At 34.8% G+C, this 26,157-nt stretch carries 27 protein-coding genes; all 27 read right to left on the bottom strand.

The window, feature by feature from the left end; all coding sequences use genetic code 11:
• Positions 1 to 5 precede the first annotated feature (5 nt).
• The gene (gene fliP / locus I6760_RS12160) at positions 6 to 722 is read right to left on the bottom strand and encodes a flagellar type III secretion system pore protein FliP (RefSeq protein WP_196594888.1); all 717 of its coding nucleotides are present in this window, start codon (positions 720 to 722) and stop codon (positions 6 to 8) included.
• Positions 723 to 772: 50 nt separating this feature from the next.
• Positions 773 to 1,324 (bottom strand): flagellar biosynthetic protein FliO, encoded by a 552-nt coding sequence (gene fliO / locus I6760_RS12155; RefSeq protein ID WP_196594661.1) that lies wholly within the window; start codon positions 1,322 to 1,324, stop codon positions 773 to 775.
• A complete protein-coding gene (locus tag I6760_RS12150; RefSeq protein WP_196594660.1) occupies positions 1,324 to 1,686 on the bottom strand; it encodes a response regulator in 363 nt (120 codons plus the stop codon). The genes fliO and I6760_RS12150 overlap by 1 nt, the downstream gene beginning before the upstream one ends.
• A gap of 70 nt (positions 1,687 to 1,756) precedes the next feature.
• Entirely contained in the window at positions 1,757 to 3,001 is a 1,245-nt protein-coding gene (fliY, locus tag I6760_RS12145) for a flagellar motor switch phosphatase FliY (protein WP_196594659.1), read from the bottom strand.
• Entirely contained in the window at positions 2,994 to 4,007 is a 1,014-nt protein-coding gene (fliM, locus tag I6760_RS12140; protein WP_196594658.1) for a flagellar motor switch protein FliM, read from the bottom strand. The genes fliY and fliM overlap by 8 nt, the downstream gene beginning before the upstream one ends.
• Positions 4,008 to 4,075: 68 nt before the next feature.
• Positions 4,076 to 4,579: a flagellar basal body-associated FliL family protein gene (locus I6760_RS12135; RefSeq protein WP_196594657.1), complete on the bottom strand. Its 504-nt coding sequence runs from the start codon at positions 4,577 to 4,579 to the stop codon at positions 4,076 to 4,078.
• 73 nt (positions 4,580 to 4,652) lie between these two features.
• On the bottom strand, positions 4,653 to 4,853 hold the full coding sequence (locus I6760_RS12130; RefSeq protein WP_196594656.1) for a flagellar FlbD family protein: 201 nt from the start codon (positions 4,851 to 4,853) through the stop codon (positions 4,653 to 4,655).
• Positions 4,854 to 4,967: 114 nt separating this feature from the next.
• Positions 4,968 to 6,959, bottom strand: coding sequence for a flagellar hook-basal body complex protein (locus I6760_RS12125; protein ID WP_196594655.1), 1,992 nt, complete (start codon positions 6,957 to 6,959; stop codon positions 4,968 to 4,970).
• Between the two features lie 79 nt (positions 6,960 to 7,038).
• Positions 7,039 to 7,422, bottom strand: coding sequence for a TIGR02530 family flagellar biosynthesis protein (locus I6760_RS12120; RefSeq protein WP_231036272.1), 384 nt, complete (start codon positions 7,420 to 7,422; stop codon positions 7,039 to 7,041).
• A gap of 32 nt (positions 7,423 to 7,454) precedes the next feature.
• Positions 7,455 to 7,946, bottom strand: a complete 492-nt coding sequence (locus I6760_RS12115; RefSeq protein ID WP_196594654.1) for a flagellar hook assembly protein FlgD — start codon at positions 7,944 to 7,946, stop codon at positions 7,455 to 7,457.
• A 12-nt stretch (positions 7,947 to 7,958) separates the two neighbouring features.
• Entirely contained in the window at positions 7,959 to 9,584 is a 1,626-nt protein-coding gene (locus I6760_RS12110; RefSeq protein WP_196594653.1) for a flagellar hook-length control protein FliK, read from the bottom strand.
• A 29-nt stretch (positions 9,585 to 9,613) separates the two neighbouring features.
• The gene (locus I6760_RS12105) at positions 9,614 to 10,261 is read right to left on the bottom strand and encodes a MotE family protein (RefSeq protein ID WP_231036270.1); all 648 of its coding nucleotides are present in this window, start codon (positions 10,259 to 10,261) and stop codon (positions 9,614 to 9,616) included.
• Positions 10,262 to 10,320: 59 nt separating this feature from the next.
• Complete coding sequence (locus tag I6760_RS12100) at positions 10,321 to 10,941, bottom strand: lytic transglycosylase domain-containing protein (protein ID WP_231036268.1); 621 nt, start codon at positions 10,939 to 10,941, stop codon at positions 10,321 to 10,323.
• The gene (locus tag I6760_RS12095; RefSeq protein ID WP_196594651.1) at positions 10,941 to 11,402 is read right to left on the bottom strand and encodes a flagellar export protein FliJ; all 462 of its coding nucleotides are present in this window, start codon (positions 11,400 to 11,402) and stop codon (positions 10,941 to 10,943) included. The genes I6760_RS12100 and I6760_RS12095 overlap by 1 nt, the downstream gene beginning before the upstream one ends.
• A 64-nt stretch (positions 11,403 to 11,466) precedes the next feature.
• Entirely contained in the window at positions 11,467 to 12,786 is a 1,320-nt protein-coding gene (fliI, locus tag I6760_RS12090; RefSeq protein WP_196594650.1) for a flagellar protein export ATPase FliI, read from the bottom strand.
• A complete protein-coding gene (locus I6760_RS12085; protein ID WP_196594649.1) occupies positions 12,770 to 13,645 on the bottom strand; it encodes a FliH/SctL family protein in 876 nt (291 codons plus the stop codon). Before I6760_RS12085 ends, fliI begins: the two co-directional genes overlap by 17 nt.
• Positions 13,638 to 14,654: a flagellar motor switch protein FliG gene (gene fliG, locus I6760_RS12080; RefSeq protein WP_196594648.1), complete on the bottom strand. Its 1,017-nt coding sequence runs from the start codon at positions 14,652 to 14,654 to the stop codon at positions 13,638 to 13,640. The genes I6760_RS12085 and fliG overlap by 8 nt, the downstream gene beginning before the upstream one ends.
• A gap of 21 nt (positions 14,655 to 14,675) precedes the next feature.
• Positions 14,676 to 16,271 carry a flagellar basal-body MS-ring/collar protein FliF gene (fliF, locus tag I6760_RS12075; protein ID WP_196594647.1) on the bottom strand — a complete coding sequence of 532 codons (1,596 nt, stop codon included), beginning with the start codon at positions 16,269 to 16,271 and terminating at the stop codon, positions 14,676 to 14,678.
• Between the two features lie 66 nt (positions 16,272 to 16,337).
• The gene (fliE, locus tag I6760_RS12070) at positions 16,338 to 16,646 is read right to left on the bottom strand and encodes a flagellar hook-basal body complex protein FliE (protein ID WP_196594646.1); all 309 of its coding nucleotides are present in this window, start codon (positions 16,644 to 16,646) and stop codon (positions 16,338 to 16,340) included.
• Positions 16,647 to 16,657: 11 nt separating this feature from the next.
• Positions 16,658 to 17,101 (bottom strand): flagellar basal body rod protein FlgC, encoded by a 444-nt coding sequence (gene flgC / locus I6760_RS12065; protein WP_196594645.1) that lies wholly within the window; start codon positions 17,099 to 17,101, stop codon positions 16,658 to 16,660.
• A gap of 18 nt (positions 17,102 to 17,119) precedes the next feature.
• On the bottom strand, positions 17,120 to 17,545 hold the full coding sequence (gene flgB, locus I6760_RS12060) for a flagellar basal body rod protein FlgB (protein WP_196594644.1): 426 nt from the start codon (positions 17,543 to 17,545) through the stop codon (positions 17,120 to 17,122).
• Positions 17,546 to 18,115: 570 nt separating this feature from the next.
• Complete coding sequence (gene codY / locus I6760_RS12055) at positions 18,116 to 18,892, bottom strand: GTP-sensing pleiotropic transcriptional regulator CodY (protein WP_196594643.1); 777 nt, start codon at positions 18,890 to 18,892, stop codon at positions 18,116 to 18,118.
• Between the two features lie 128 nt (positions 18,893 to 19,020).
• Positions 19,021 to 20,403, bottom strand: a complete 1,383-nt coding sequence (gene hslU, locus I6760_RS12050) for an ATP-dependent protease ATPase subunit HslU (RefSeq protein ID WP_196594642.1) — start codon at positions 20,401 to 20,403, stop codon at positions 19,021 to 19,023.
• Positions 20,404 to 20,415: 12 nt separating this feature from the next.
• Entirely contained in the window at positions 20,416 to 20,952 is a 537-nt protein-coding gene (gene hslV, locus I6760_RS12045) for an ATP-dependent protease subunit HslV (protein ID WP_330997973.1), read from the bottom strand.
• A gap of 291 nt (positions 20,953 to 21,243) precedes the next feature.
• Positions 21,244 to 22,563, bottom strand: a complete 1,320-nt coding sequence (gene trmFO / locus I6760_RS12040; RefSeq protein ID WP_196594640.1) for a methylenetetrahydrofolate--tRNA-(uracil(54)-C(5))-methyltransferase (FADH(2)-oxidizing) TrmFO — start codon at positions 22,561 to 22,563, stop codon at positions 21,244 to 21,246.
• A 31-nt stretch (positions 22,564 to 22,594) separates the two neighbouring features.
• The gene (gene topA, locus I6760_RS12035) at positions 22,595 to 24,823 is read right to left on the bottom strand and encodes a type I DNA topoisomerase (RefSeq protein ID WP_407947301.1); all 2,229 of its coding nucleotides are present in this window, start codon (positions 24,821 to 24,823) and stop codon (positions 22,595 to 22,597) included.
• Complete coding sequence (dprA, locus tag I6760_RS12030) at positions 24,823 to 25,920, bottom strand: DNA-processing protein DprA (RefSeq protein WP_196594639.1); 1,098 nt, start codon at positions 25,918 to 25,920, stop codon at positions 24,823 to 24,825. The genes topA and dprA overlap by 1 nt, the downstream gene beginning before the upstream one ends.
• Positions 25,921 to 26,157 lie beyond the last annotated feature (237 nt).

Raw genomic sequence — 26,157 nt, 5'->3', positions numbered from 1 at the left:
AGCTCCTATTTAAAACTAACAATAAGTGAATTTATTAAAAGATGCCATCCATCAACCATTACGAACAAAAGTATTTTAAACGGCAAGGATATCATCGTAGGTGGTAGCATCATCATTCCCATAGACATCAATGTACTAGCTACTATCATATCTATTACGATAAAGGGAATATATATCATAAACCCTATCTGGAATGCTGTTTTCAATTCACTGATAATAAATGCTGGTATCAATGTAAAAGTTGATACATCAGCTTGAGTTTCCGGACGTTTAGCTTGTGATAGATTAACAAATAATGCTATATCTGATTCACGAGTCTGTTTAAACATAAAAGTACGGATAGGTTCAGCTACTTTTTGCAATGCTTCAGTTTGCGAAATATTCCCTGCCAAATAAGGCTGAATACCATTTTGATTGGCTTGTGACCAGTAAGGTGACATAATATAAAAAGTTAGAAATAATGCTAAGCCAATAATAACCTGTGTTGGTGGAACATTTTGTATAGAAAGAGCATTACGTAGAAAAGACAAAACTACGACAATACGAATAAAAGCTGTGGTCATTACTAAAATTGCCGGAGCAATTGATAAAATTGTCAACAAAGCCATTATTTGTAAAGTAATAGCCATATCATGTGGATTATTAGATGTTCCTATTCCAATATTAATACTAGGTGAAGGTACAGGAGCTGCAAACACCTGCGTTGGAACAGCTATAATCATTAATATTATTAATATTTTAAGGTATTCTTTCAAAACATGAAAACCTTTCTCTATTTATGGTATTTATTCTTAAACAGCCCAGGAATTCTTTTAGAAATTTTTTCTAAAGAATTAAATTGCTGTCCAAATACACCCAATATATCTTTTTGATGTATTTTATTTTCGGTTGCTAAGCGTAATTTAGTAATTTCCTCGTCATCAGTTATTTCTTTTAATAAGGAAATATTATGATCTGTAACTCCTAATATCAGAATATGACCGGCAATATCCACTATGCAAATAGAGCGATTTGGCCCCAGTGAAAAATGTGAGAGTAAAGAAATATTATCACTTTGAGTCGTAGATTTAGCAAAATGACCGCCTAAATAGTGTGATACATAATAGGCCAATCCAACAACAAAGGCAAAAATTGCTATTAAACTTAGCAAATAGCCTAATGTTGATATCCACGAAACACTGGTAGGGTGTGGATTAGTATTTTGATATTGAGATAAATAGCCGCCTGATGAAGAATCACCGGCGGCCAATACCGTATATACAGGTACAAACCAACAAAATAGAAAAATAGCCGCAGATAAAGCAATAGATTTATATTTTTTCATCAGCCTACAACTTTACGAACCGCTTCTAGTACTCTTTCTGGCTGGAAAGGTTTAACGATAAAATCTTTAGCTCCTGCCTGAATAGCTTCGATAACCATTGCTTGCTGTCCCATTGCACTACACATAATAATTTTAGCATTGGAATCTATTTTTTTTATTTCTTTTACTGCTGTTATTCCATCCATTTCCGGCATAGTTATATCCATAGTTACTAGATCTGGTTTTAATTCCTGATATTTTGATAATGCTACAGCACCATTTTCAGCTTCCCCTACAATCTCATAACCATTTTTTGATAAAATATCTTTTACCATCATACGCATAAATGCTGCGTCATCGACTACCAAAACTTTTGTTGCCATGTTATATTCTCCTTCACAATATAATTGTTATAAAAATATGCTTATAAATATTATTTTATTTCAAAAAAAATTATAAATTTTTAGCTCTTTCTGCAGGACTTGCTATATCAGTTATACGTACTCCAAAATTTTCATCTATAACAACAACTTCACCTTTTGCTAATAATTTACCATTAACTAATATATCAACAGGTTCGCCTGCTAATTTATCTAATTCAATAACAGAACCACTAGATAATTCCAAAATATCCTTTATACTCTTTTTAGTAGAACCAAGCTCCACGGTTATTTGCAAAGGAACATCTAAAATTAATCCTATGTTTGCATTATTTACCGAAACAGGACCTGTTACTAATGGAGTAAATTGTGCTGGCTGCACCGGAACATTTGAAACAATAGCTTTTGAACTCGGAGTTGGTGTATGTACTTGCGAAGCTATCTGCGATTGTCCTTGCAGTGGTGTTGCTGGAATCTGTTGCTGTGGAGCGGCAGGCTGAGACACACTTGGTGCCAATGGTGTCGAAGAAGCTGCTGGTTCACTTACTTTTGCCTCTTCATGCATAGCTGAATCCTCTGCCATTTGATGAGTAGATTTTGTCAAATTTTCCACTAATTCTCTTGAAACTTTAACGGGAAGTATCTGCATTATTTCACTATCAATAATTCCTTCAACTTCCATTTTAAAAGAAATTTTTATAACCGGATCTGTTTGGCCCCAAAAATCAGTTACTTTATCAGCAACAGCCATATCAACTACATGAATCTGGGGGGGAGAAATGTCTATTTTTTTATTAAATATCTGTGATAATGATGTGGATACTGAACCCATCATTTGATTCATTGCTTCGCTGACAGCACTCTTACGAATTTCATCTAATTCATCATCAACATTTGTTCCATCTCCTCCCATCATTAAATCAGCTATGACTGCGGCATCTGATGCCTGGATAGCTAAAATATTATTGCCATCTATCCCCGTCGTATAGCTAACGCCTACTATAAGATAAGGCATAGGATAATGCGCCTTTATATCAGCCATTGTTTCCAAGCTGACATTAGGTGTAGTAATTGACACTTTATGGCCTAAGAGCAGTGATAAAGTGGTTGCAGCACTTCCCATTGAAATATTACCAATTTCACCTAAAGTATCTTTTTCAATATCGGTAAGAGATGCAGTATTTTGAAGTGAATTGCCTTCATTTGCTGCTGGTAAATCCTTTTCTTCTGTTGTTGGAGTACTTGCTTGCGGCGCATCCGGAGTAATGCCCTTTGTCAAGGCATCTATTTCCTCTTGCGAAAGCGTTCCATCAGCCATCCTTTTTTTCCTCCTCTTCCTCTTCTTGTTCTATTACTTTTGTTATTTGTACTGCTGACCTTTTTCCTATAGTGCCAGGACGACAATAAAACTTAGGTTTTGCTCCAACTATTACCATGAGGTCATCATTCACTTTACTATCAAGGCGTAAAACATCTCCCATACTCAGAGACAGAAAATCATTTACTGTTATACTCACTCTTCCCAATTCAATACTAACAGGAATTTTTGCCTTGCGTAATCTCTTTTTTAATGCTTTTATTTCTTCAGGATGTTCCTGCCGTCCAGTCGAAGATGAAACCCAAAAGGTAGTAGTCAATTTAGGTACAATAGGCTCTATGACAATATAAGGAATACAAATATTAATCATTCCCTCAACACTGCCTATTTTTATTTGAAGGGTAATAATAACTACCATATCACCTGAAGGAACAATTTGTGTAAATTGTGGATTAGATTCCATGCTTTCAAGATTAATGTCAAAATCTTCCACATCATGCCATGCTTCTTTTAAACTGTCCATTATTTTGCCCATCATTCTTTTTACAACAGTTTCTTCTATATCTGTCAATGTCCTGGTTTTTAATTTACTTTCATCGCCTGTACCACCAAAAAGACGATCAATGATGGCAAAAACTATATTTGTATCCATTTCAAAGATGATATTACCCTTTAGTGAAGATAGAGATAATATGCTGATGACACTTGGATTCGGCAAGGAACGTATAAATTCTTCATAAGTGAGCTGATCGACAGAAGCAACTTCTATTTTTACCAATACACGTAAATGTGTAGAAAGATACGTATTCAGAATACGAGCAAAATTCTCGTGTAACATAAACATTGTCCGAATTTGATCTTTGGAAAATTTATCCGGTCGCTTGAAGTCATATATTTTAATCTTTTTCTGCTCATCAGCTTTAACTTCATCGGCTGAAACAACACCTGTTGAAATAGCTGATAACAATTTATCAATCTCTGCCTGCGATAAGACATCTTCTGGCAATCTCCATTCTCCTTTCACTAATATTCTTATATTTATTATACTAAAAACTAATTAGCAATAAATGCAATTTATTGTAAAACGAAACTTGTTATATATACATTGTACACAGAGCTTTCACCAATAGAAGCGTTTATTTCCTTTTTCATTGCCTCTTTTAGTTTGCCTTCATTTGCAGCATCAAATTGATCCAGCTGCTGACCACGCAAAGTTCTCAATATTGCATCAAGCACCTTTGCTTTTGCCGGTTCCGTCATTTTGCCATCCTTAAAATTAATTTCATCAGCAGGATTCATCTCCAGAACAATACCTATTTTTAGATAACGCCCTGATTTTACACCACCCACATTGACCACCATACTATTGTCCTTGGGATCGCCTACTTTTACAAAAATTCCAGGTTCTCTTTTTATCGGCGCACTAACATGAGACTTACTTACTATTTTGGTAGTAACAAAATATGAAATGCCGCCTGCCAAAGCTAATCCAATAAGAACCATAACTAAAATTAAAACTACAGGCTTTTTCTTTTTAGTACCTTTTCCATCGACATTTGCGACTTCCTCTTCCGCCATTTTATCCACACCTTCCTTGAATGCAGCTCTCTATATAAAAGACAGTATCGAAATACCGTATTATTTTCATAATTCAATATTTGTGTAATGCCCGACGATATGTCATAACACGACGTACCACTTCATCCATTCTTTCATCTACAATTAATTTTTTACCATTTAATAAGGTAATCACTGTATCTGGGGTTTGTTCTATAGTTTCTATTATTTCCGCATTGAGGATAAATTCCCCTTTTTTATTTGAATCCGAATTAAATTTTGTAAGTTTTATCATATCAATACTCCATTATAAGGATAGATTTGTATTCCATTAAAATATATTAAAACATATAAGAACAAAAGGCAAGGGGAGAACAAACTCTCCCCGCCTATATTTGATTATCTAATATCAGCGTTTCATATTAACTAATGTTTCTAACATTTCATCAGAAACAGTAATTATTTTTGAATTTGCCTGGAAACCACGCTGTGTAACGATCATATCACTAAACTGCTGAGCAGTATTGACATTGGACATTTCTAAGGCAGCTGGTGTAACAGTAACACCATTGGCAGCAAATGTTCCTACTTTAGCCGCGCCTGAATTATTGGAAGAGGCATATAAACTACCGCCTTCTTTAGATAATCCCGCTGGATTATTGAAATTGGCAATAGCAATTTGCCCACCTTCCTGCTTTTCTCCATTGGTATATGTTAAAGTAATAATACCATCGGATCCAATAGACATATCTTTATAAAACCCTGCTGCATATCCATCGGAGCTACTTGTTGCAGTATTTTCTCCACTATATTGAGTAAGATCTAAATTTACTCCTGTAATTTGATTCATCATCGCTCCGTTAGGATAAGGAATGGATAAATTTATATTGAATGAACCACCTGATGATAATTTACCATTTGTTCCATCAAATTCAATATCTTGTGAAACAGCTCCGACTTGCGCCCCATCATATAAACCACTTGGAACTTTTAGTGTCCATTTATCAGCATCAGTTTTTTGTATATAAACTGGTATTTTGTGTGCAGCTCCTAAACTATCGTATATTGTTGCGGTTGTTGTCTGTACTGGATATGATGATTGACCTTCTGAATAAGTTTCATCTGGAAACCCGGTTTGTGTAGTACCATCTTTCATTGTTAATGATAAACTTTTTACCTCTTTACCATTATAAGTGTTAACTAAATTTATTGTTCCATCTAAACCATCACTTTTTTGAGCAGTAATAGTAGTTGAAGCATCTAAATTATATTTTCCCGCTGCTGCTGAAGGAACATCTGCTAAATCTATATTACTGCCATCTTCAAAATTTAATATAGCGGGATTTCCATTAGTATCACCGGAAATTACTGTAGCCTGTACGGAAAAACTATCGCCTACTTTATATGCTCCAGCAGGTGCATTGCTAACAGTAAAAACCCCTTTATCAGTAGTAATTTTAAAATCCGTTGAGCTTATAGGATCTACTTTTGTAATTGTTCCGAAATCAACACGAGTTTTTCCATTTACTTCATATGTTCCTGATGTTTCTTGATAAGGACCACTAGAATTTAAAGTAACTGTCCCTCCCTTAATTCCAGTGGCACTTGTATTAAAATACACCTCAATTGGTGAGCCAGTTGCAGTTATTGATTGTAAGTTTTTATTATTTATAACAGTACCAATGTAATTACCATCATTGTCAATACTGCCTCCATTTGCATTTAATATGGAATAACTTTTACCAGACTTTCCTTTTAAAACTGCTTTTGTGGTACTTGCAGGTGCATAAGCTCCTGTAACATTTTCTGATGTTCCATCAGTATATATTACTTTTATTCCAGAAATTTCTGCTTCTTCATCATCAGCTGATAAATTTCCTGTATAATTGACATTAGAAGTAGCTTTTGGTTGCATAGTAGAATCTTTATCAATTTTTAGGTTTTCTGTCGCTCCATTTGGATTAACGCTACCATTAACACCATTCCAGCCTTGCACATGAAGGCCACTGCCATTCATTACTAAATTACCTTCATCATCAAGAGCAAAGTTACCATTGCGTGTATAATAGGTATCATTTCCATTTTTCACAATAAATAACCCTGCATCAGTATTAATAGCCAAATCGGTGTTATTTCCAGTGGAAGAAGCACTTCCATGTGTAAAATCTGTATCAATTGAAGATACCTTCATGCCAAGTCCTACCTGCTGAGCATCAGTTCCGCCTACATTACCATTGGCAGAGGAAGCTCCCATCAAGGTCTGGCTTAAGGTATCAGCAAATGTTACACGACTTGATTTAAAACCGGTAGTATTTACATTGGCGATATTATTACCAATTACATCCATTCTAGTCTGATGATTAGTAAGACCAGAAACGGCCGTATATAATGCTCTCATCATAATGTATCAAACTCCTTCTTTATTAGTGCAGTCGGCTGGCTCTGTCGATCACCAGCCAAAACTTCCCGAAGGTCCAGTTTTATAAAATAGCTGCACTATCAATATTTGTAAAAATGTTATCTTTTGCACTTACGCCGTCCATAGCAGTAATCACAGTTCTATTTGTTATACTTACAACAAATGCTGTTCCCTGTAAATACACCAGTCCCTCACGCGCTCCCTTTTGCGCCATTTTAGCAACCGTATTATTAAGCTTTTCTATAAGATCGTCAGTAAGTTTTATATTACGATCTTTTATTCGGGCTAAAGCATGTTGGGAAAAAGTAACTGGTTTTGCTGTTTCTTTTAATATAGAGGCAAAACTTGATTTTGCTGTAATATTTTTTGTTGCTAAACTGGTATCAGTGTTTTGATTACCCAGCGGCATAAGCGGCTGTAAATATACATTTGAATTAATCTTCATTTGTATTATGCCTCCCGCCGTAATTTTTTAAATTATTCTTTTTCTAAACCTGTATTTCCTATTAATGTCAAATCACTGACTTTAACAGTTGTTACCACACTGCCATTTTTCACTACAAGGGAAGGAACACCATCACTTATGGTAACACCCTGAGCTGTTCCTGAATTTTGTACTTTTTGTGTTGATGTTTCACCATTAGAATCGGTTAGTGTCTTAGTAGTCATCCATGTGACTTTTTTGCCGATCATTGAGCTAAGCTGTCCCACTAATACTGATGTATTAAGGTTATCAACAATACTCGACATTGTGTCCATAGCTGTGGCCATTTTTGATGTCTGTTCTGTTGCAGTTAATTGTGATAATTGTGATATATACTGTGTCCCATCTAAAGGATTTAATGGATCCTGGTTTTTCATTTGTGCCACTAAAAGTTGCATAAATGTATCTTCATTTGCCAAGCTAGCTGAACTAACTGCACTTGAAACTGTATTAGATGTTCCTGATGATACGGGATTAATTGACATGATTTTTCTCCTTTATATTTTATAATCTATACCATTACTGGTATACTGTGAACTTTGCAAAGCAACTGGAACTATCCGCAAATCTTCCATTTGTCCAGCAGCTTCTATCAATTGATGAATACGATATGATGATTTTTTCTTTTCTTTATTAAAATTTCCAGAATTATTCTGACCATTTGACAATAAATCATTTAAACCGCTGTATACATTGATATTGTCTACCTTAATACCTTGCTGCTGTAAGTCCTGGCGCAGTTGGACAATTGATGATTGAAGTAAATTTCTTACCTGTGCATTATCACTGTGGAAAGAAGCATTTACTACACCATCAGCTTGTACACTGACTTTTACAGATAATTCACCTAAATGCTCAGGCTGCAAGTTTATGACCATCTGCGAATTTTCATTAGCTTTTAGAAGATGGGCATTTTTTATTATCTGACCTGCTATATCGTAAGAATCCTGTGCAGTTTGTAGCGGAGTATTTACCTGTGTATTATTTGTAATATTGGTGTTAGTATTTTTGCTTAATTGAGTAGAAAAAAGATTTAAATTATTAGTAGAATTATCATTATTATTTTGTTGTGTGACATTCTTATCATCTTGATGATCTGGCAAATTCAAATTATTAAAAGGTTTTCCTAATAGTATAGTTTGCGCATTTTTTTCGGCAGAAAGTCCTGTTATATTACCATTATTTTTATCTTGCCCCCTAGTAGTAAGATCAATAACGTCAACCAATGCATTCTTGAGAGTTGCATTATTTTTTGCAGAATTATCTTTTAGACTTTTTTGCTTTAAGTTGGTATTTTCACTTGAAGTATCACTGGTAATTGCCTGCAATAATGATGCAAGCTGCACTTGCGGTGAGTTAGTCTTTCCTGCTGACGTTATAGCAGTAGTTTGTTCTGTATTACCTTTGTTGTCAGCTGTTGCAGAAAAATTTAATAACTGCTTAATAATTTTTTGTTGGTTAACTGTTTTTAAATTTTCAATGTTATTTCCCGTAGTTGATATATTACTACCTTTATTTTCTGTAGAGTTAGAAGTTGATATATTTGTTTTTTTATTTTTCCACAGAGAAGTGGCTAACGCTATATTTTTAGTTTTATTAGTTAATGTATCGGTAGTTTCGTTATTAACAGAAAAACTACTGTCAGTGATAAATCCCGCTGACGATAGAGTTTTCCACACTGCTGTATCCTGCCCTAATAAATTGCTGGATATTTTTTCAGTTTTGTCTTGTGCCAACATTGCTGCCAGTACATTTATATCAATGACATTTGTTAAATTCTGCGTAGAAATTGTTTTATTGTCATTTTGTTTAGAGATATCTTTTCCTTTATCCTGAGCACTATTATTTTTATTAGTAGACTTTTTTACGACTTTTTTTACTAAATTTTGTTTATCTTTGTCATTGGCAGTATTATTATCAAGTGGCAATTTCCCAGTAGATTTATTATTAGGAATATTATTACTAACAGCTACTTTCCCAGTATCATTGTCATCATCCTTAGCATCACCAAGTATATCATCAAACTGTTTTTTTTCGGTAACTTTATCAGTGGCAATTTTTTTATCAATAGTCTTAGCAACAGTTTGCCTTGCCTCTAACAATTCAGTTATTTGTGTTGTCATTTTATCACCTCCTTTCAATATTAGAAAGATCATTGATTCGCTGCATTAGCAGCACCATTTAATTGAGGCATTGTCGGCGGTGTAATCCCATCATACATGGTCTGTGTTATTTGCGCACTTCTGGCTGGAACAAAATTTTCCAGAATTTTAGCAGATTGTCCTGGATCCATCTTTTGTAAAATAGAAGCAACTACATTATCATCTAGTTTTGTCAGTATAACCGCTGCTTTAGGGGGATCCATTTGTGCATATATGCGGGCAACTTTACCCACTCTTCTTTTAACTTGTTCATCATAAGCTTTTTTTTGTTTTTCCAATTGTTTTTTTGTTAAAACCATTGGTTTTGAACTATCGTTTGGATTTTTGACATCTGATCCTGTGGCCAGATTGTTATTAGTTGCATCAGAACCAGAAGAAACATTGACTTTTTGTTCTTTTGTCCCTGGCGGATTATTTTTTTCTGTTGGTTTTTCAAAATAATTTCCTATTATTGGCCAATTATATAGGTGCATTGAACTATTCATCTTATTTGGATCCAGAACACGCAGATATATACCAAGAAAAAAACCTCCAGCCAATAAAATTAAGATTAAGATTATAATTATAATTTTTTTTATAGTACTTTTTACTTTTTGTCCCTTGGTTTTACTATTTACTTGTTCAGAATTTATATTCATAGAAGACTTTGCCATTTATTCACCCGCCTTATCGAAAATAACTGTATTAAAATAGATACTTATTGATAAAGATCTAATACATGTTTTACATAATTTTTAGTTTCATTGTAAGGTGGTGTTCCTTTATATCGCTTTACTGCCTGTGGACCAGCATTATAAGCGGCAACTGCATCGCTTACATTGCCATTGAAATCATTTAAAAGCTGTCGTAAATATTTTGCTCCGCCATCAATATTTTGTTCGGCATCATAGGGATTTGCTACGCCAAGATCAGCTGCTGTATTAGGCATTAGCTGCATAATTCCAATGGCTCCGGCTGAAGATTTGGCATTGGCATTATAATTTGATTCAGTCTTAGCTATGGCCGATAATAATTTGGGGTCAACATTATATTTTTGGGCAGCTTTTGCAATATAGTTGTTTATATCAGCCTTATCAGATTTGATTGTATTACTTGTATTGTCCCCCTTACCAGTAGTAGTATTACTAAAAAGCTGTTCATTTTTTATATTATTGCTATTGTTTATCTTTTGTTTGTATATATTGGAAAAATTTGCATTTACAGAAGTAAAATTTATATTAAATTTATTTTCTATTTCCTTAATGCGCTGTCTGACTCTATTTACATCAGAAGAAACACTGTCAACTTTTGTAACAGACGCCATATTATGCATTTGCATTATGATTCCTCCATTATAATTTTACGCATATGTATCTGTAGACCAATTTCATCAATCTGTTTTTGTTCTTCTGCAAGCATTTCATATTTATATTCATCAAACCGTTTCTGGCGAATCTGTTCCAAACTTTTTACCTGTTTTTCATGTTTTAATAAATTAACAAGACATTCCTTTTGTTGTTTTTCTGCTTTTTTTATAGCAGTTTTCTGTAAATCAATTTGATAGCGTTTCCAGGAAAAAAAATCACCATATATCTGCAACAAATTTACATTTACTTTATTTTTAAGCAAAATCTGCTCATATTCCATTAAACTATTAGCTAATTCTTTTTGTAATGACAAATGTATCTCGTTTTGTTTTTGAAAATTTTTAACAGCCATAGCCATGGCTATTTCAGCTTTTTCCCGTTCAATTTTTGATATTTTTAAAAAAGTTTCTAATTGAAATACAAATTTTTTCATATATTATCTCCTGTTATACAGAAACATGAAAATATAATCCTTACCAATTACTCTAATAAAAATATTAACTGCTCCCGGCAATTTTTATAAGTTCTTTTTCTGTATCAGTATAACTTGTTACCTCAAAAACTTCTTGACAAAGGAATTTATTTATAGCATCAATCTTCTCTATGGCGGCATCAATATTTTTATCAGAACCATTGACATATGCGCCAATTCTGATTAGATCAGCGGCTTCATTGTATGTTGCCAAATATGATCGCAACATTTGTCCTGCTTTTAAATGTTCTTTTGTAACAACATCTATCATAACACGACTTACACTGGCTAAAATATCTATAGCTGGAAAATGATTTTGCGAAGCAATCTTTCTTGATAAAACAATATGTCCATCTAATATACTTCGTACTGCGTCCGCTATTGGTTCATTCATATCATCGCCATCAACAAGTACTGTATATATACCGGTTATACTTCCTTTGCTGCTTGTTCCAGCCCGTTCTAAAAGCCGTGGCAAAAGTGCAAATACTGAAGGTGTATAGCCTCTGGTAGCAGGAGGTTCTCCAATTGTAAGACCAACCTCGCGTTGTGCCATTGCAAAACGTGTAACTGAATCCATCATGAGAACAACTCTTTTACCCTGATCACGAAAATATTCAGCTATGGCTGTAGCAGTCATAGCCCCTTTTATTCTCACTAGTGCTGGTTGATCAGATGTAGCAACCACAACAATAGATCGTTTTAATCCTTCTTTACCTAAATCACGTTCAATAAATTCTCTTACTTCTCGGCCACGTTCACCAATCAGTGCGATAACATTGATATCTGCCTCGGTATTTCTAGCAATCATACTAAGCAAAGTAGATTTTCCTACACCACTTCCTGCCATGATACCTATTCTTTGTCCTGAACCAATAGTAAGCAATCCGTCAATAGCTCTTATCCCAACATATAACGAATCATGTATCCGTGGCCTTGATAAAGGTGATGGCGGTGAGGCATGCAGGGGATATTCTTCCATATCAAGTGGCAAAGCACCTTTATCATCAATGGGATTCCCTAATCCATCTAAAATCCTTCCCAAAAGTTCGTTGCCGACTTTTGCTTTAAGTGTTTTCTGAGCTGCAATAACATCACATCCCGGACCTATTCCCTGCATTTCACCAATTGGCATAAGAAGAATATTACCATTGCGAAAACCAACTGCCTCAGCAGGAATTGGCTTGGTACCTGTCTTAGAACAAACATAGCATAGCTCACCAATACTGACATTAGGACCTTTAGACTCTATTACCAAGCCGATGACCTGGACTACTTTCCCTGACATCCTAATCGGATCACAATCTTTTATTATTTCTTTAAATTTATCAAGCATCAGGTTCATATTTACCGACAACTTCCTTTAAAGATTTTTTCATTTCATTTAACTGAGATGAAAGTCTGGCATCTATACTTCCTTCTGGTGTTTCTATCCAGCAGTCACCATCTGAAAGGCTGTCATCAGCTTTTATGTTGAGCCGGACATTGCCGCTAAGCATGCTCTGAAGTTCAGTTTTTGCTGCTAGGACTAATTCATAAGTATTATTAGAAGTCCTTACTTCAATATCTGTTTGATTTTTAACTTTTTTTAATGCAGTTTGTACTACTGGAAGGATTAGTTGCGGATTATCGGCAAATTGCTGAGGAATAATTTTTTTACTCACTTCAATTACTAAATTGACTATTTCATTTTCTACACTTTCAAAATAACTTTTTACCTGTTTCTGCGCAGTTAATAAAGTCTGTTCAGCTTTTTCATTAGCTGTTTTTATTATTGCAGCATGTTCTTTTTTGCATTCTTCAAGACCTGCAGTATATCCTTCATCATGTCCTTGTTTATTGCCATCTTCTCTTGCCTTAGCTGTTATTTCTTCCACATTTTTCTTAGCGTCTTCTATCAAACCTGCTGCTGTAATCTCTGCATCTTTCAGTAATGAAGATTTTTTTTGTTTAGCTTCATGGATAATATTATCAGCTTTTGTCTTTAAATCATTCAGTTCATTATTTTTATTACTTAATTGATTATTTAATAATTTTATATCATTTTCGAGTGATTCTTTTTTCTTTTGCGCTGTTTCAAGACTGTTTTTATTTTTCTCGGTCTTATCATACTTTTGCGCATTTTTAATAGTAAAAAGAGAATCAGGAGCCTTTATTACACGTGGGTTATTTTCCAAAATAGCTGATTTAATAACCTTATACAATCATTTCATCACCTTTCCCGCGTGATACAATTATGTCACCTTTTTCTTCTAGTTTTCTAATTATATTTACAACTTTCTGCTGTGCTTCCTCTACATCGTGGATTCTAACAGGTCCCATATATTCAAGTTCTTCTTTTAATGCCGCCGCTGCACGTTTTGACATGTTTTTGTATATCTTAGCTGCAACTTCTTCAGAAGTTCCTTTCATTGCCAGTGATAATTCTTTAGAATCAACTTCACGCAAAACCAGTTGAACAGCCCTGTCATCAAGCATAACAATATCTTCAAATACAAACATTAGCCGTTTTATTTCTTCCGTCAGATCTGGATTTTCTATTTCCAGATTGTCTAGAATTGTACGTTCTGTAGTACGATCTACACGATTAAGCATTTCCACAACAACTTGTATGCCGCCAGCATCTGTAAAGTCCTGTGAAGACATAGATGATAATTTCTTTTCTAAGACTCTTTCTACTTCTCGCAGAACGTCTGGCGAAGTCCTGTCCATTAAGGCAATCCTGCGTGCAACATCGGCCTGATTTTCTGCCGGTAACGAAGATAAAACTGTAGCAGCCTGTTCTGGATTCAGATACGCTAAAATCATTGCAATAGTCTGAGGATGTTCATTTTGGATAAAATTCACAAGTTGTGATGGATCAGTTTTACGTAAAAAATCAAATGGGCGCACTTGCAAACTGGCTGTCAGACGGTTGATGATGGTTGCCGCTTTATCTGAACCAAGTGCCTTTTCTAAAACTTTCTGCGCATAATCCAAACCACCATGTGATATATAGGATTTTGCCATAAGTAGTTGATAAAATTCACTTATAACGCTGTTTTTCTGTTCTTGTGTCACTTGTTGTTGACTAGCTATCTCTAATGTTAATTTCTCAATATCCTCATCATCAAGATGCTTAAATAATTTTGCTGAATACTCAGGACCTAATGCAATTAACAAAATAGCTGCTTTTTGTTGTCCCTTTAATTCAGCTGCACTTGGTTCATACATTTTATCCCACCCACTATTTTTTTACTCTTCGGCAAGCCATGTTTTTATCAACTCAGCTACTTGTTCAGGTTCCTGATCAATCATTTTTTCAACTGTCTGCCGTTCATTCAATTGAGTTTGTTCTTCTTCTGAAAGTTCTTCTTCGGCCTCCGATGTTGAAGAAGCATTTTCTGCATTTCCCATAGCAAGCCTTTCTTGTTCCATTTCAGCCTGATGTTCCATTTCTTCCTGCGCCGCCTGCGCTTCAATCCGCTTTCTCTTTTTATAAATATAATAGGCAATTGCTAAAAGCATTAATGGCAGTACTATAGCCGCAATTTCTAAATAGAACATTCTTGCTGCAGCATCACGAGAAGCTTGTTCCTCCTGTGCTCTCTTATCAGCAGCTGCTGTACTGAATGGAACTGGTTCTACAGAAATAGTATCCCCACGATCAGGATCAATCCCTGCTGCTGAGGCAACAGCTCTTGCAATAGATTGCTGCTGTTGTCTGGTCATTTTATCACTTACAAGAACAGCGATATTCAATCGTTTAATAGTACCTGGTGCTGATATAACTTTTTGATTTTGTTCATTTATTTCATAATTTTTTGTTGCTTCCTGTTTTGAATATTGGGCATTAGTATTATTATTAGCAACGTAGCCTGGTGTATTTGAAGTCATACCAGCAGGGCCACCAGGTGTTGTAGATGTTCCCTTATATGATTCTGACGTTTCCTGTGAACTACGTAATATACCAGCATCATCAACAACAGGTGAAAAAGTCTGCTTATCTGTTTGTTTTTGATCAAAATCAAGCGCAACATTAACTCTTACGAATGCATTTCCCTCACCTAAAGCATTATCCAGCAAAGTCTGAACTTCAGTCTGCATTTGCTGGCGTACTCGCTGAGTCATTTTTATCTGTGTAAGTGTTATATTTCCTAATGTATTTTTATCATCAGTACCATTATCATTAGGATCATTTAAGATTCTTCCATGGCTATCTATAATAGTAACATTTTCGGCTTGCAGTCCTTGAACACTATGCGCTGTCAGATTCACAATACCTTTGATTTCTTTTTTATTTAATTCTTTACCAGGCTTTAACCGTAATAAAATCGAAGCTGTAGCTGGTTTTTCATTTTTCTTATATAAACTGTCCTCTGGGAGGACTATATGTACTCGGGCGCTTTGAACCGCATCAATTTGTTCAATAGTTCTTGTTAATTCTCCCTGCAGTGCCTGGAGATAATTGACTTTATTTTGAAAATCGGTTACGCCTAATTTACTGTTATCAAATATTTCAAATCCCTTTGTACCACGTGGCAGTCCCTGTACTGCCATATCTAGACGCAGTTTGTGAACATCTTTTGCTGGAACCAATATTGTAGTCCCCGATTTATTTTCTTCTATTTTATATTGAACTTTTTCTTCTTTTAGCTTTGCTGCTACCTCTCCTGCATCTTTCGTTTCCATATTAGTAAACAGTGGTTGCATTTCTGGTTCACTGCCATAAAAAAAACTTGCCCCTATTAAGGCAAAAATAAGCAGCGCACCCACACCAGCTATGATATATTTTTGCCTTTTACTAAGTTTTTGCCAAAACTGCAGATACCGTTCCTTCCAGCCTGCCATTATCTCAATCCCTTCGCCTATTGATTCTATTTTTTTTAAGACGCCGGTGTTAACAGTATTTAGTCATCACACCTGCATACGCATTATTTCTTTGTAAGCATCAATTGCTTTATTTCGTATACTCATTGTCAAATTTAAAGCAATTTGAGCTTTTTCTGATGCAACAACTACTTTAGAAATATCATCTACTTTTCCTGCGGCTAAGGCTATATCCATTTTAGCAGCATTTTTTTGCAAATCATTTGTTTTTCTCAATGCATCTACCAAAAAGCTGCCAAAAGTTTTTTCAGGTTTTAATGTATTATCATCAACTTTATCAGTAAAAGGCTGCCCGGCCATTTTCACCGGTGTCATTTGTAATTGTTCTATTTCCATATTATCCCTCACTATTTACCAATATCCAAGGTTTTCATTGCCATACTTTTAGCCGAATTTATTGCTGTAACATTAGCTTCATAAGCTCGTGATGCTGTAATCATATCAGTCATTTCTGTCACAATATTTACATTCGGCATTTCAACATAACCCTGTTTATTAGCATCAGGGTTAGATGGATCATATTTTAATTTAAATGGACTGCTATCTTCCTGTATTTTGACTGCTCGTACACCATTTCCCGGTTTTTCCATTTCACTGGAGAAAACATTAAAGAATGATGGTGCGCTAGAATCAGTACGCGGTTCAAAAACAACATATTTGCGACGATAAGCAGTACCTGCCGCTGTCCTAGTCGTATTAACATTAGCAATATTATTGCTAATAACATCCATGCGTAGTCTTTCTGCCGTCATACCTGATGCTGATGTATCAATAGAACTAAATAATGCCATTTTTATCCTCCTAATTGACTATTCATCTTTTATAACAGTTTTTAAGTTGACAAAATTAATATTCATTTCTCTGGCTAAGGCATTATAATAGAGTGTATTTTTTGCCAGTGCTGCCATTTCAACGTCGGGATCAACATTGTTGCCGTCTGTACGCATATCAGTAGAATTGTCATCTCTTATTATTGGCTGCAGGGAAATTTTATCGTTATTGCCATTAAGAAAAAAATGTTTCTTATTTGTACGAACTAATTGCAGGTTGGATTCATTTTCTTCTGGATATAAAGCTTTTGCCAAAACACTTTCGAAAACTAATTCCTTCCTTTTAAAATTTGGAGTATTAACATTAGCAATGTTATTGCTTATGACCTGCTGCCGCAAATTTGAAGCATGCATTGCCATTTCCAATATATTAATTGCCGGGACATTTACAATACTTCCTAACATACTGTTATTCTCCTTTGATATTCCTTATAAAATTTAAATAAAGAAGAGGAATCCGAAAGATTTAACCTTCTTAAACCTTCTAAATTCCCCTCCGACTTTGTCGGTATTAACATACTCCTCGATATTTAAGCACGAGGAATTCTGGGATAGTGACATATGTGGCATATCCTTCTTGCTGAATATAGACCTTACAAATTCTCTATACAATGTATTAACTGTACCATATATTCTCATCATTAAAGGAAAAATGCTATAGTACACTAGGTAATTTTACACTGTATATAATAGTTTCGCTATATAAAAAAAATATCCTTTTATTTTTTTTTATTGTATTAATTTAATATTGCAATTATATTCGCATCGTAACTGAAACAATAATATATTAATCCCAAATATTACTATATAAAAATAAAATACCATAATTGTTAGGTGAATAGCAATGTTTTTATTAAATAAAATATTGCTATTATCCAAAATGAGTCTAAAAACCCAGTAAGATTTAACTGGATCTTCAGACTCATTCTAATATAATATATATTCTTTTTACTGATATTCATATTTTTATTATAATTATCTTCTTAGTTTTTGGACTTCATCCAATAAATGCTCATTGAGAACACGTATGTATGTGCCCTTCATTCCCAAGGATTTAGATTCGATTAATCCTGCTGATTCAAATTTACGTAATGCATTAACAATAACAGAACGAGTAATACCAACTCGGTCAGCAATTTTTGAAGCAACCAGCAATCCTTCCATCCCGTTTAATTCGCCTAATATATTGACAGCAGCTTCCTGTTCAGAAAATGATAGTGTAGACAAAGCAATTTTTACAGTGGCCTGCTTACGCATATCTTCTTCCATTTTTTCAGTATGATCACGTAGAATTTCCATTCCAACTACTGTGGCACCATATTCTGCCAATAGTAAATCATCATCAATAAATTCTTCATCAAATTTAGCAATAATTAATGTTCCCTTGCGTTCACCTATTCCGTATATTGGAACTACAGTAGTATTTTTCCCGCTGAACAAACATTTCGTGTTTTCTGTAAATGCACACATGCCAGTTTTCGATCTTATGTTAGCAGAAGTTTCATCAGCTTTTAATAGCCAATTGACATAATGTTTGGGAAATTGTCCTTGACTTACCACTTTGTCCAGCATGATGTCACATTCAAAATCATCGATAAATGCATATCCAAGTATTTTTCCTGTCGTAGAAACTATATAAACATTTGCATCAAGTACATTACTTAACACACATGATATACCATCATATTCTACATTATCTGATTTTTGTAATAAGCGATTGATTTTCCTAGTTTTTTCTAATAGAGTCGTCATTATTCAGTTCCTTTCTTCGTAATTCTATTACCGTATTATTATATCATACCTAATAATAAAAATACAGTTTTTTTAAAATTTTATAAATTGATATATTTTTCAACAAAATTACTACTATTAATTTATAATTAAAGAATAAACCGACTCAAATCTCTATTAGATACTATTTCTCCTAACTTATCATCAATATATGGTGGATCGATAGTTATATTTTTATTTTCCATTTCAGGAGCTTCAAAAGATAAATCTTCCAACATTTTTTCCATTATAGTATAAAGACGGCGTGCTCCGATATTTTCTGTTTGTGCGTTCACATCACAAGCTATCTGTGCCAGATGATCAATAGCAGCATCAGTAAATTTTATTGTAATCCCCTCCGTCTTAAGCAATGCGGCATATTGTTTTATTAAGGCATTTTCTGGTTCTGTAAGTATTCTCCTGAAATCTTCATGTGTCAGCGAAGTTAATTCTACCCGTATTGGAAAACGTCCCTGTAATTCAGGAATTAAATCAGAAGGTTTAGCCATATGAAATGCTCCAGCAGCAATAAATAGGACATGTTCAGTTTTTACTGGTCCATATTTCGTCACAACTGTAGAACCTTCCACTATTGGCAGGATATCCCTCTGTACTCCTTCCCGTGATACATCTGGTCCACCGGCGGCACCACCTTTAACAGCAATCTTGTCAATTTCATCAAGAAAAATAATACCATTTGTTTCAGCACTTTCAATGCCCTCTTTAGCTACTTCATCCATATCTATGAGTTTTTGTGCTTCTTCTTGTTGAAATATCTTACGGGCAGCAGCTATTGATACTTTGCGTTTTTTATGTTTTTTAGGAAGAATGCTACCCAGCATATCCTGTATGTTATTGGTCATATCTTCCATTCCGGCACCCGCAAACATTCCCACCATAGGTGAACTGTTGTCCTCAACATCTATTTCCAGTATTTCTTTTTCCAAGGCACCTGTCTTTAAACGTTTACGGCAAAATTCCCTCCCAGCTTCGTACTTTGGTTTTTCTTCAGTGGCCTGCTGTTCTTTATTATCGTTATCAAATAGATTACCTATAGGAGTTAGTGATTTGCCTTTTCGTTCAGGAACCAACATATCTAAAATACGTTCTTCAGCCATTTCTTTAGCTTTTTCGGCCACTTTCGCCATTTTTTCCTGTTTTATCATACGAACAGAAATTTCTACTAAATCACGTACCATTGATTCAACATCTCTGCCAACATAACCAACTTCTGTAAATTTTGTCGCTTCTACTTTGATAAAAGGGGCTTTGACCAGTTTTGCAAGTCTGCGGGCAATTTCAGTTTTACCTACACCAGTAGCTCCTATCATCAAAATGTTTTTAGGGATAATTTCTTCTTTCATACTGCCGGATAAATGCCGAGCCCGCCATCTATTGCGTAGAGCAACTGCTACTGCACGTTTTGCCTTATCCTGTCCCACTATATATTTATCGAGTTCCTCAACAACTTGACGAGGCGTTTGTTCGTTCAAAATGAAAACCTCCTATTTCAATTCTTCAACTAAAATATTGTGATTGGTATATACACAAATATCTGCTGCTATGGATAGCGCTTCTTTGGCAATTTGAGCTGCCGGAAGTTCAGTATGATTCACCATTGCTTTTGCTGCAGCCAATGCATAAAATCCACCTGACCCGATAGCCGCTACATCTCCATCAGGTTCTATCACTTCTCCATTACCAGACAAAAGCAGTAAAGTTTCTTTATCTGCCACTAAAAGCAATGCTTCTAATTTACGCAGGACTCTATCCGTACGCCATTCTTTTGCTAATTCAACAGAAGCACGGGTCAAACTCCCATTGAATTCTTCCAATTTAGCTTCAAATTTTTCAAATAGGGTAAATGCATCTGCCACAGAACCGGCAAATCCTGCTAGTACCTTATCATGATAAATACGCCGTACTTTTCGCGCATTGCCCTTCATTATTGTATTTTGACCAAAAGTGACTTGTCCATCACCGGCAATAGCAGTAGTTCCATTTTTCTTTACTGCTACAATTGTTGTTGCTCTAAACATCAATTTCACTCCCAAACTAAATCATAAGCATAACTAACTATCCTTAAGTAACATAATTCTATTATTTACGCTTGCCTATATCCAAAAAGCGGTAAATTTTCCTATTTTACATAACTAGTGTTGTAAGCATAAGGCAAGCAAACTCGTATATCATAAAGCTTTATGTTCTATCCATCACAATTCATTTTGCAGCTTTATAAATAGAAAAATCAACACCTGAATATTAAATTTATTACTTAAATTAATCTTCATTCCTAAAGCGCAGTATATTTATTATATACCATGAAAATAAAATCATTCAATACATTGTTTGAATTTTTTTATTTTTTCTAAAGCTCTATCAGCTAGCATTTGCTTTTTTATTTTTTTATCACGTATCTTTTCCGACAAAGCAGGCATTATACCAAAGTTCACATTCATAGGTTGAAATTTTTTTGCTGGAGGAGTCGTAATATACTTACACAGCGAACCATGCGCAGTCTCAAGTGGAAATTCAATCGGTTCCAAACCAGAAGCCAAGCGAAAAACATTTATTCCAGCTACCAAGCCAGATGAAGCTGATTCCACATAACCTTCAACACCTGTTATTTGTCCAGCAAATAATACATTGCTCTTTTTTTTAGTTTGCAGTGTCATTTTTAAAAATTCAGGTGAATCAATAAACGTATTGCGATGCATTACACCGTATCTGACAAATTCTGCATTTTCCAACCCGGGGATAAGAGAAAAAACTCTTTTTTGCTCCGGCCATTTAAGGTGTGTTTGAAATCCTACGATATTATATAAACTATCAGCTGCATTATCCTGTCGCAGCTGAACGACTGCGTAGGGATGAACATTTTCTCCGGGATAATTCAAGCCAACAGGTTTTAATGGACCAAACAACAATGTATTCTTACCCCGCGCTGCCATAACTTCAACAGGCATACATCCTTCAAAAAAAATTTCTTTTTCAAATTCTTTGACTGGAGTTTTTTCTGCTGCCAGCAATTCGTGCCAAAAATTTTCATATTGTGACTGGTTCATCGGACAATTTATATAATCTGCTGTACCCTTATTATATCTTGAAGCCCGATAAGCCTTATCCATATTGATGGATTCGCTAGTTACAAGTGGTGCTGCTGCATCATAGAAATATAAATAATCTTCGCCTGTGAGTTCAGCTATTTGTTCTGACATGGCTCCAGCCGTAAGCGGTCCTGAAGCTATGATTACAACAGTATCTTCATCATAAGGAATTTTTACGCATTCTTCATTTATTATTTCTATGTTAGAGTCATTTTTTATTTTCTTAGTCACATATTTAGAGAATCCGTAGCGATCGACAGCTAATGCCCCTCCGGCAGGAATTACATTATTATCGGCTGCTTCCATTATCAATGAATCCATTATGCGCATTTCTTCTTTTAATACCCCTACGGCATTCCCCAAATCTGCTGCACGTAAAGAATTACTGCATACTAATTCTGCAAATTCAGAAGTTTTATGTGCCGACGTCATTTTCTGAGGACGCATTTCATACAAACTTACTTTCAGTCCCCTGCGGGCAATCTGCCATGCTGCCTCACTTCCTGCAAGGCCGGCCCCAATAATAATAATTCTTTTTTGCTGCATAAACAAAAGCTCCCTGTATATTTTTGCTCAATTACTTAGTTTTATCTTTTTTATTTGCTGTTTTTACTTTTACTTTATTTAATTCTTCATTTATAGGATGGTCTTTCCTTGTTTCACAGTTTTCGTTGCCACAATAAAAAATAACTTTACCATTTTTATAGCGATGCTGGAATAAATTAGCCCCACATTTTTCGCATACTTTATCGGCTACAGGCATATCCCAGCTTACAAAATCACAGTTTGGATAATTTTCGCAGCCGTAAAAAGTCCTGCCGCGCTTGGTTTTCCGTTCTACTATTCTGCCACCACATTTTGGACATTTTGCGCCAGTATCCTTTAGAATAGGCTTAGTATTGCGACATTCCGGAAAACCCGGACAAGCAAGAAATTTGCTAAAACGACCTTGCTTAACAACCATTAAACGGCCACATTTTTCACATCTAACATCTGACACTTCTTCTGGTATTTCAATATGCCCTATTTCTGTTTCCGCTTTTTCTAATGTTTTTTCAAAAGGTGTATAAAATTCAGCAAGCAAGTTGTTTTTATCCATTAATCCTTCGGCTATTTTATCAAGACTATTTTCTAAATCAGCAGTAAATTTAGCATCTACAATGTTCTTAAAATATTGTTCCAACATATCAAGTACAATAAAGCCTAATTCCGTAGGTTCAAATTTCTTTTCGCGTCTTACAACATAACCACGTGCTAAGATAGTTTCTATTATCGGCGCATATGTACTAGGACGGCCTATACCTTTTTCTTCAAGTGTTTTTACTATTGAAGCATCATTATAGCGTGGTGGTGGTTCCGTAAAGTGCTGTTCAGGCAGTATCTTTTTTAAAACAACATTATCACCTATGGATACTTCAGGCAAAATAATATCCTTATCCTTTTTTTTATCATTATCTTCGTAGATGGCAGTGAATCCAGAAAATTTCAATACAGAGCCAACTGCCCGGGCCTTATATTTACCGCCTTTTATCACTATACTCATTGTATTATAAACGGCTGGAACCATTTGACTAGCCAAAAAGCGTTGCCATATAAGACGATATAATTTCAGCTGCTCTTTTGAAAGAAAATCTTCAACAATTGCTGGTAAAAGGAATACATCAGTAGGACGAACCGCTTCATGAGCATCCTGAGCATCTTTTTTGGCAGTGTATATTGGCGGCTTTTCCGGGATATACTTTTTATCGAAATTATCCAGTATATATTTTCTAGCATCGTTTTGTGCTAGTTCAGATACACGTGTTGAGTCTGTACGCATGTATGTTATTAAACCTACCGGGCCTTTTTTCCCAATATTTATTCCTTCATAGAGTTGCTGTGCTATCATCATTGTACGTCTTGATGTAAAACCTAATTTTCTGGCAGCATCCTGTTGCAAAGAGCTGGTCGTAAATGGTGCCGGTGCTTTACGTCGTCTTTCACTTTTCTTTACTTCATCAATTATAAAAGTTTCTTTTTCTAATTCTTTTTCAATTTTTACAGCATCTTTTTCCACTTTTATAGTTGCTTTTTTATCATCGATTAGACTAAGGGCAGCAGTAAAAGATTCTTGTTTATCAACTGTTGTATCAGTTTTCTTGAATTTTAGATCTATAGTCCAGTATTCTTCTGGTATAAATGCTTTTATTTCTCTTTCACGGTCACATATTATTTTTACAGCAACAGACTGTACCCGCCCGGCACTAAGTCCTTTTTTTACTTTTCGCCAAAGTAAAGGACTTAGTTTATAACCGACAATTCTATCAAGCATTCGCCGTGCTTGTTGTGCATCAACCAGATTAAGATTTATTTTCCTTGGAACTTTAACCGCTTCATTTATAGCTGGTTTTGTTATTTCATTAAATACTATACGACATTTTTCGTGATCATCAACGTCCAATAAATAAGCTAAATGCCATGCTATAGCTTCTCCTTCGCGATCAGGATCAGATGCCAGATAAATTTTATCAGCCTTTTTAGCTTCCTTTTTTAAAGCTTTGATTAAGTCTCCTTTGCCGCGGATATTTATATATTTGGGTGTAAAGTTATTTTCTACATCAATGCCGAACTGACTTTTAGGTAAGTCTCTCAAGTGCCCCATTGAAGCAAGTACTTCATACTTGCGTTTACCTAGATATTTTTCTATAGTTTTAGCTTTAGCTGGTGATTCAACTATAACTAATGTTTTCTTTATTGTTCTTGTAGTTTTTTTCTTGCGTTTGACTTTTATTTTTTTCTTAGATATGTCTTCTACTTTTGGTTCCACTAAATCCTCTCCTTAACAGATCGCACATATGTTCCCACTGCTGTTTCTTCTATTATTCCACGTAATTTCATTTGTAATAACAAAAAACTTATATTGGAAACATCGGATCGTAGTCTGCAGATCATTTCATCTATACCAACAGGTTGGTCAAAGGATAATATATCATATATTTTCTTTTCCTCAGATGACATTTTTATAGTGGTTTTTTGATTACTGCAACCTGACTTTTCAATAAAATTAATTTCATATTCTTCATATATATCTTTGGCACAGGTTACTAACTTTGCTCCTTGCTGTATAAGATGGTTACAACCTACACTTTGATCAGAATAAATACTTCCAGGAACAGCAAAAACATCCCGTCCCTCACTTAAAGCCATTTCAGCTGTAATCAACGAACCACTGCGTTTAGCTGCCTCTATGACAACGGTACCAAGTGCTAATCCACTTATAATCCTATTACGAGCGGGGAAAAAAGCGGCCAATGGTTGTGTTTGAGGTGCATATTCAGAAACGACTGCTCCCCGCTCGGCTATTTCATCAAGTAATTTTCTGTTTTCGCGAGGATAAGCAACATCTATGCCACAGCCAAGTACAGCAACGGTCATTCCCTTTAATAATGCCCCGCGATGTGCACAGGTATCAATTCCATGTGCAGCTCCGCTCACAATAATAAAATTTCTTTCAGCTAAATCGGCTGCTATTTTTTCTGCAATACTTTTGCCATAAACAGAAAATTTTCTTGCACCTACAATAGCAATATATTTTTTATTTGCGCATAGATTTCCACGAATAAATAAAACAGTTGGTGGATTATAAATATTTTTTAGCAGTTTGGGATAAAGTGGTTCAAAAATAGAAATTAATTTTATACTTTTTTTGTCCCATTCAGCAATATTTTTATGTAAGTCAAAAAATTTACGGTGTCTTAATAAATTCTTACATAAATTTACTGATAAACATTTACTTTCTAATATTTCATTTTCAGAAGCTTTCCATGTATTTTCAGCACTGCCAAAATAATCAAGCAGATGTTTTATATTAGCACTGCCTAAACCTGACACCATTTGCAATGCAGCCAAAAAAAATTTTTCCATATATTTCACCTGTAAAATGAACTTTGAAAATTAAATAAACTTCTTATGATTATAATTAAGTTTTTCCGCCCCGTCAATGACAATTTATTTATTGTGCAGGAAAAGTCTATTAATTTACAGCAAAAACCAGCTAAAATCTATTATAAGCAAAACTTATTTTCATAGGATAAATTCCAGAGAAAATAAAGAACTGCTGTCTGATAATCAAGCGACCGTCACATTTTTTCCGTAAGCATG

Source organism: Pectinatus sottacetonis (genome assembly GCF_015732155.1).
In the GTDB taxonomy this organism is placed as follows: Bacteria; Bacillota; Negativicutes; order Selenomonadales; family Selenomonadaceae; genus Pectinatus; species Pectinatus sottacetonis.
The sequence above is the reverse complement of the archived record's forward strand: the minus strand, read 5'-3'. Positions and strand labels throughout refer to the sequence as shown.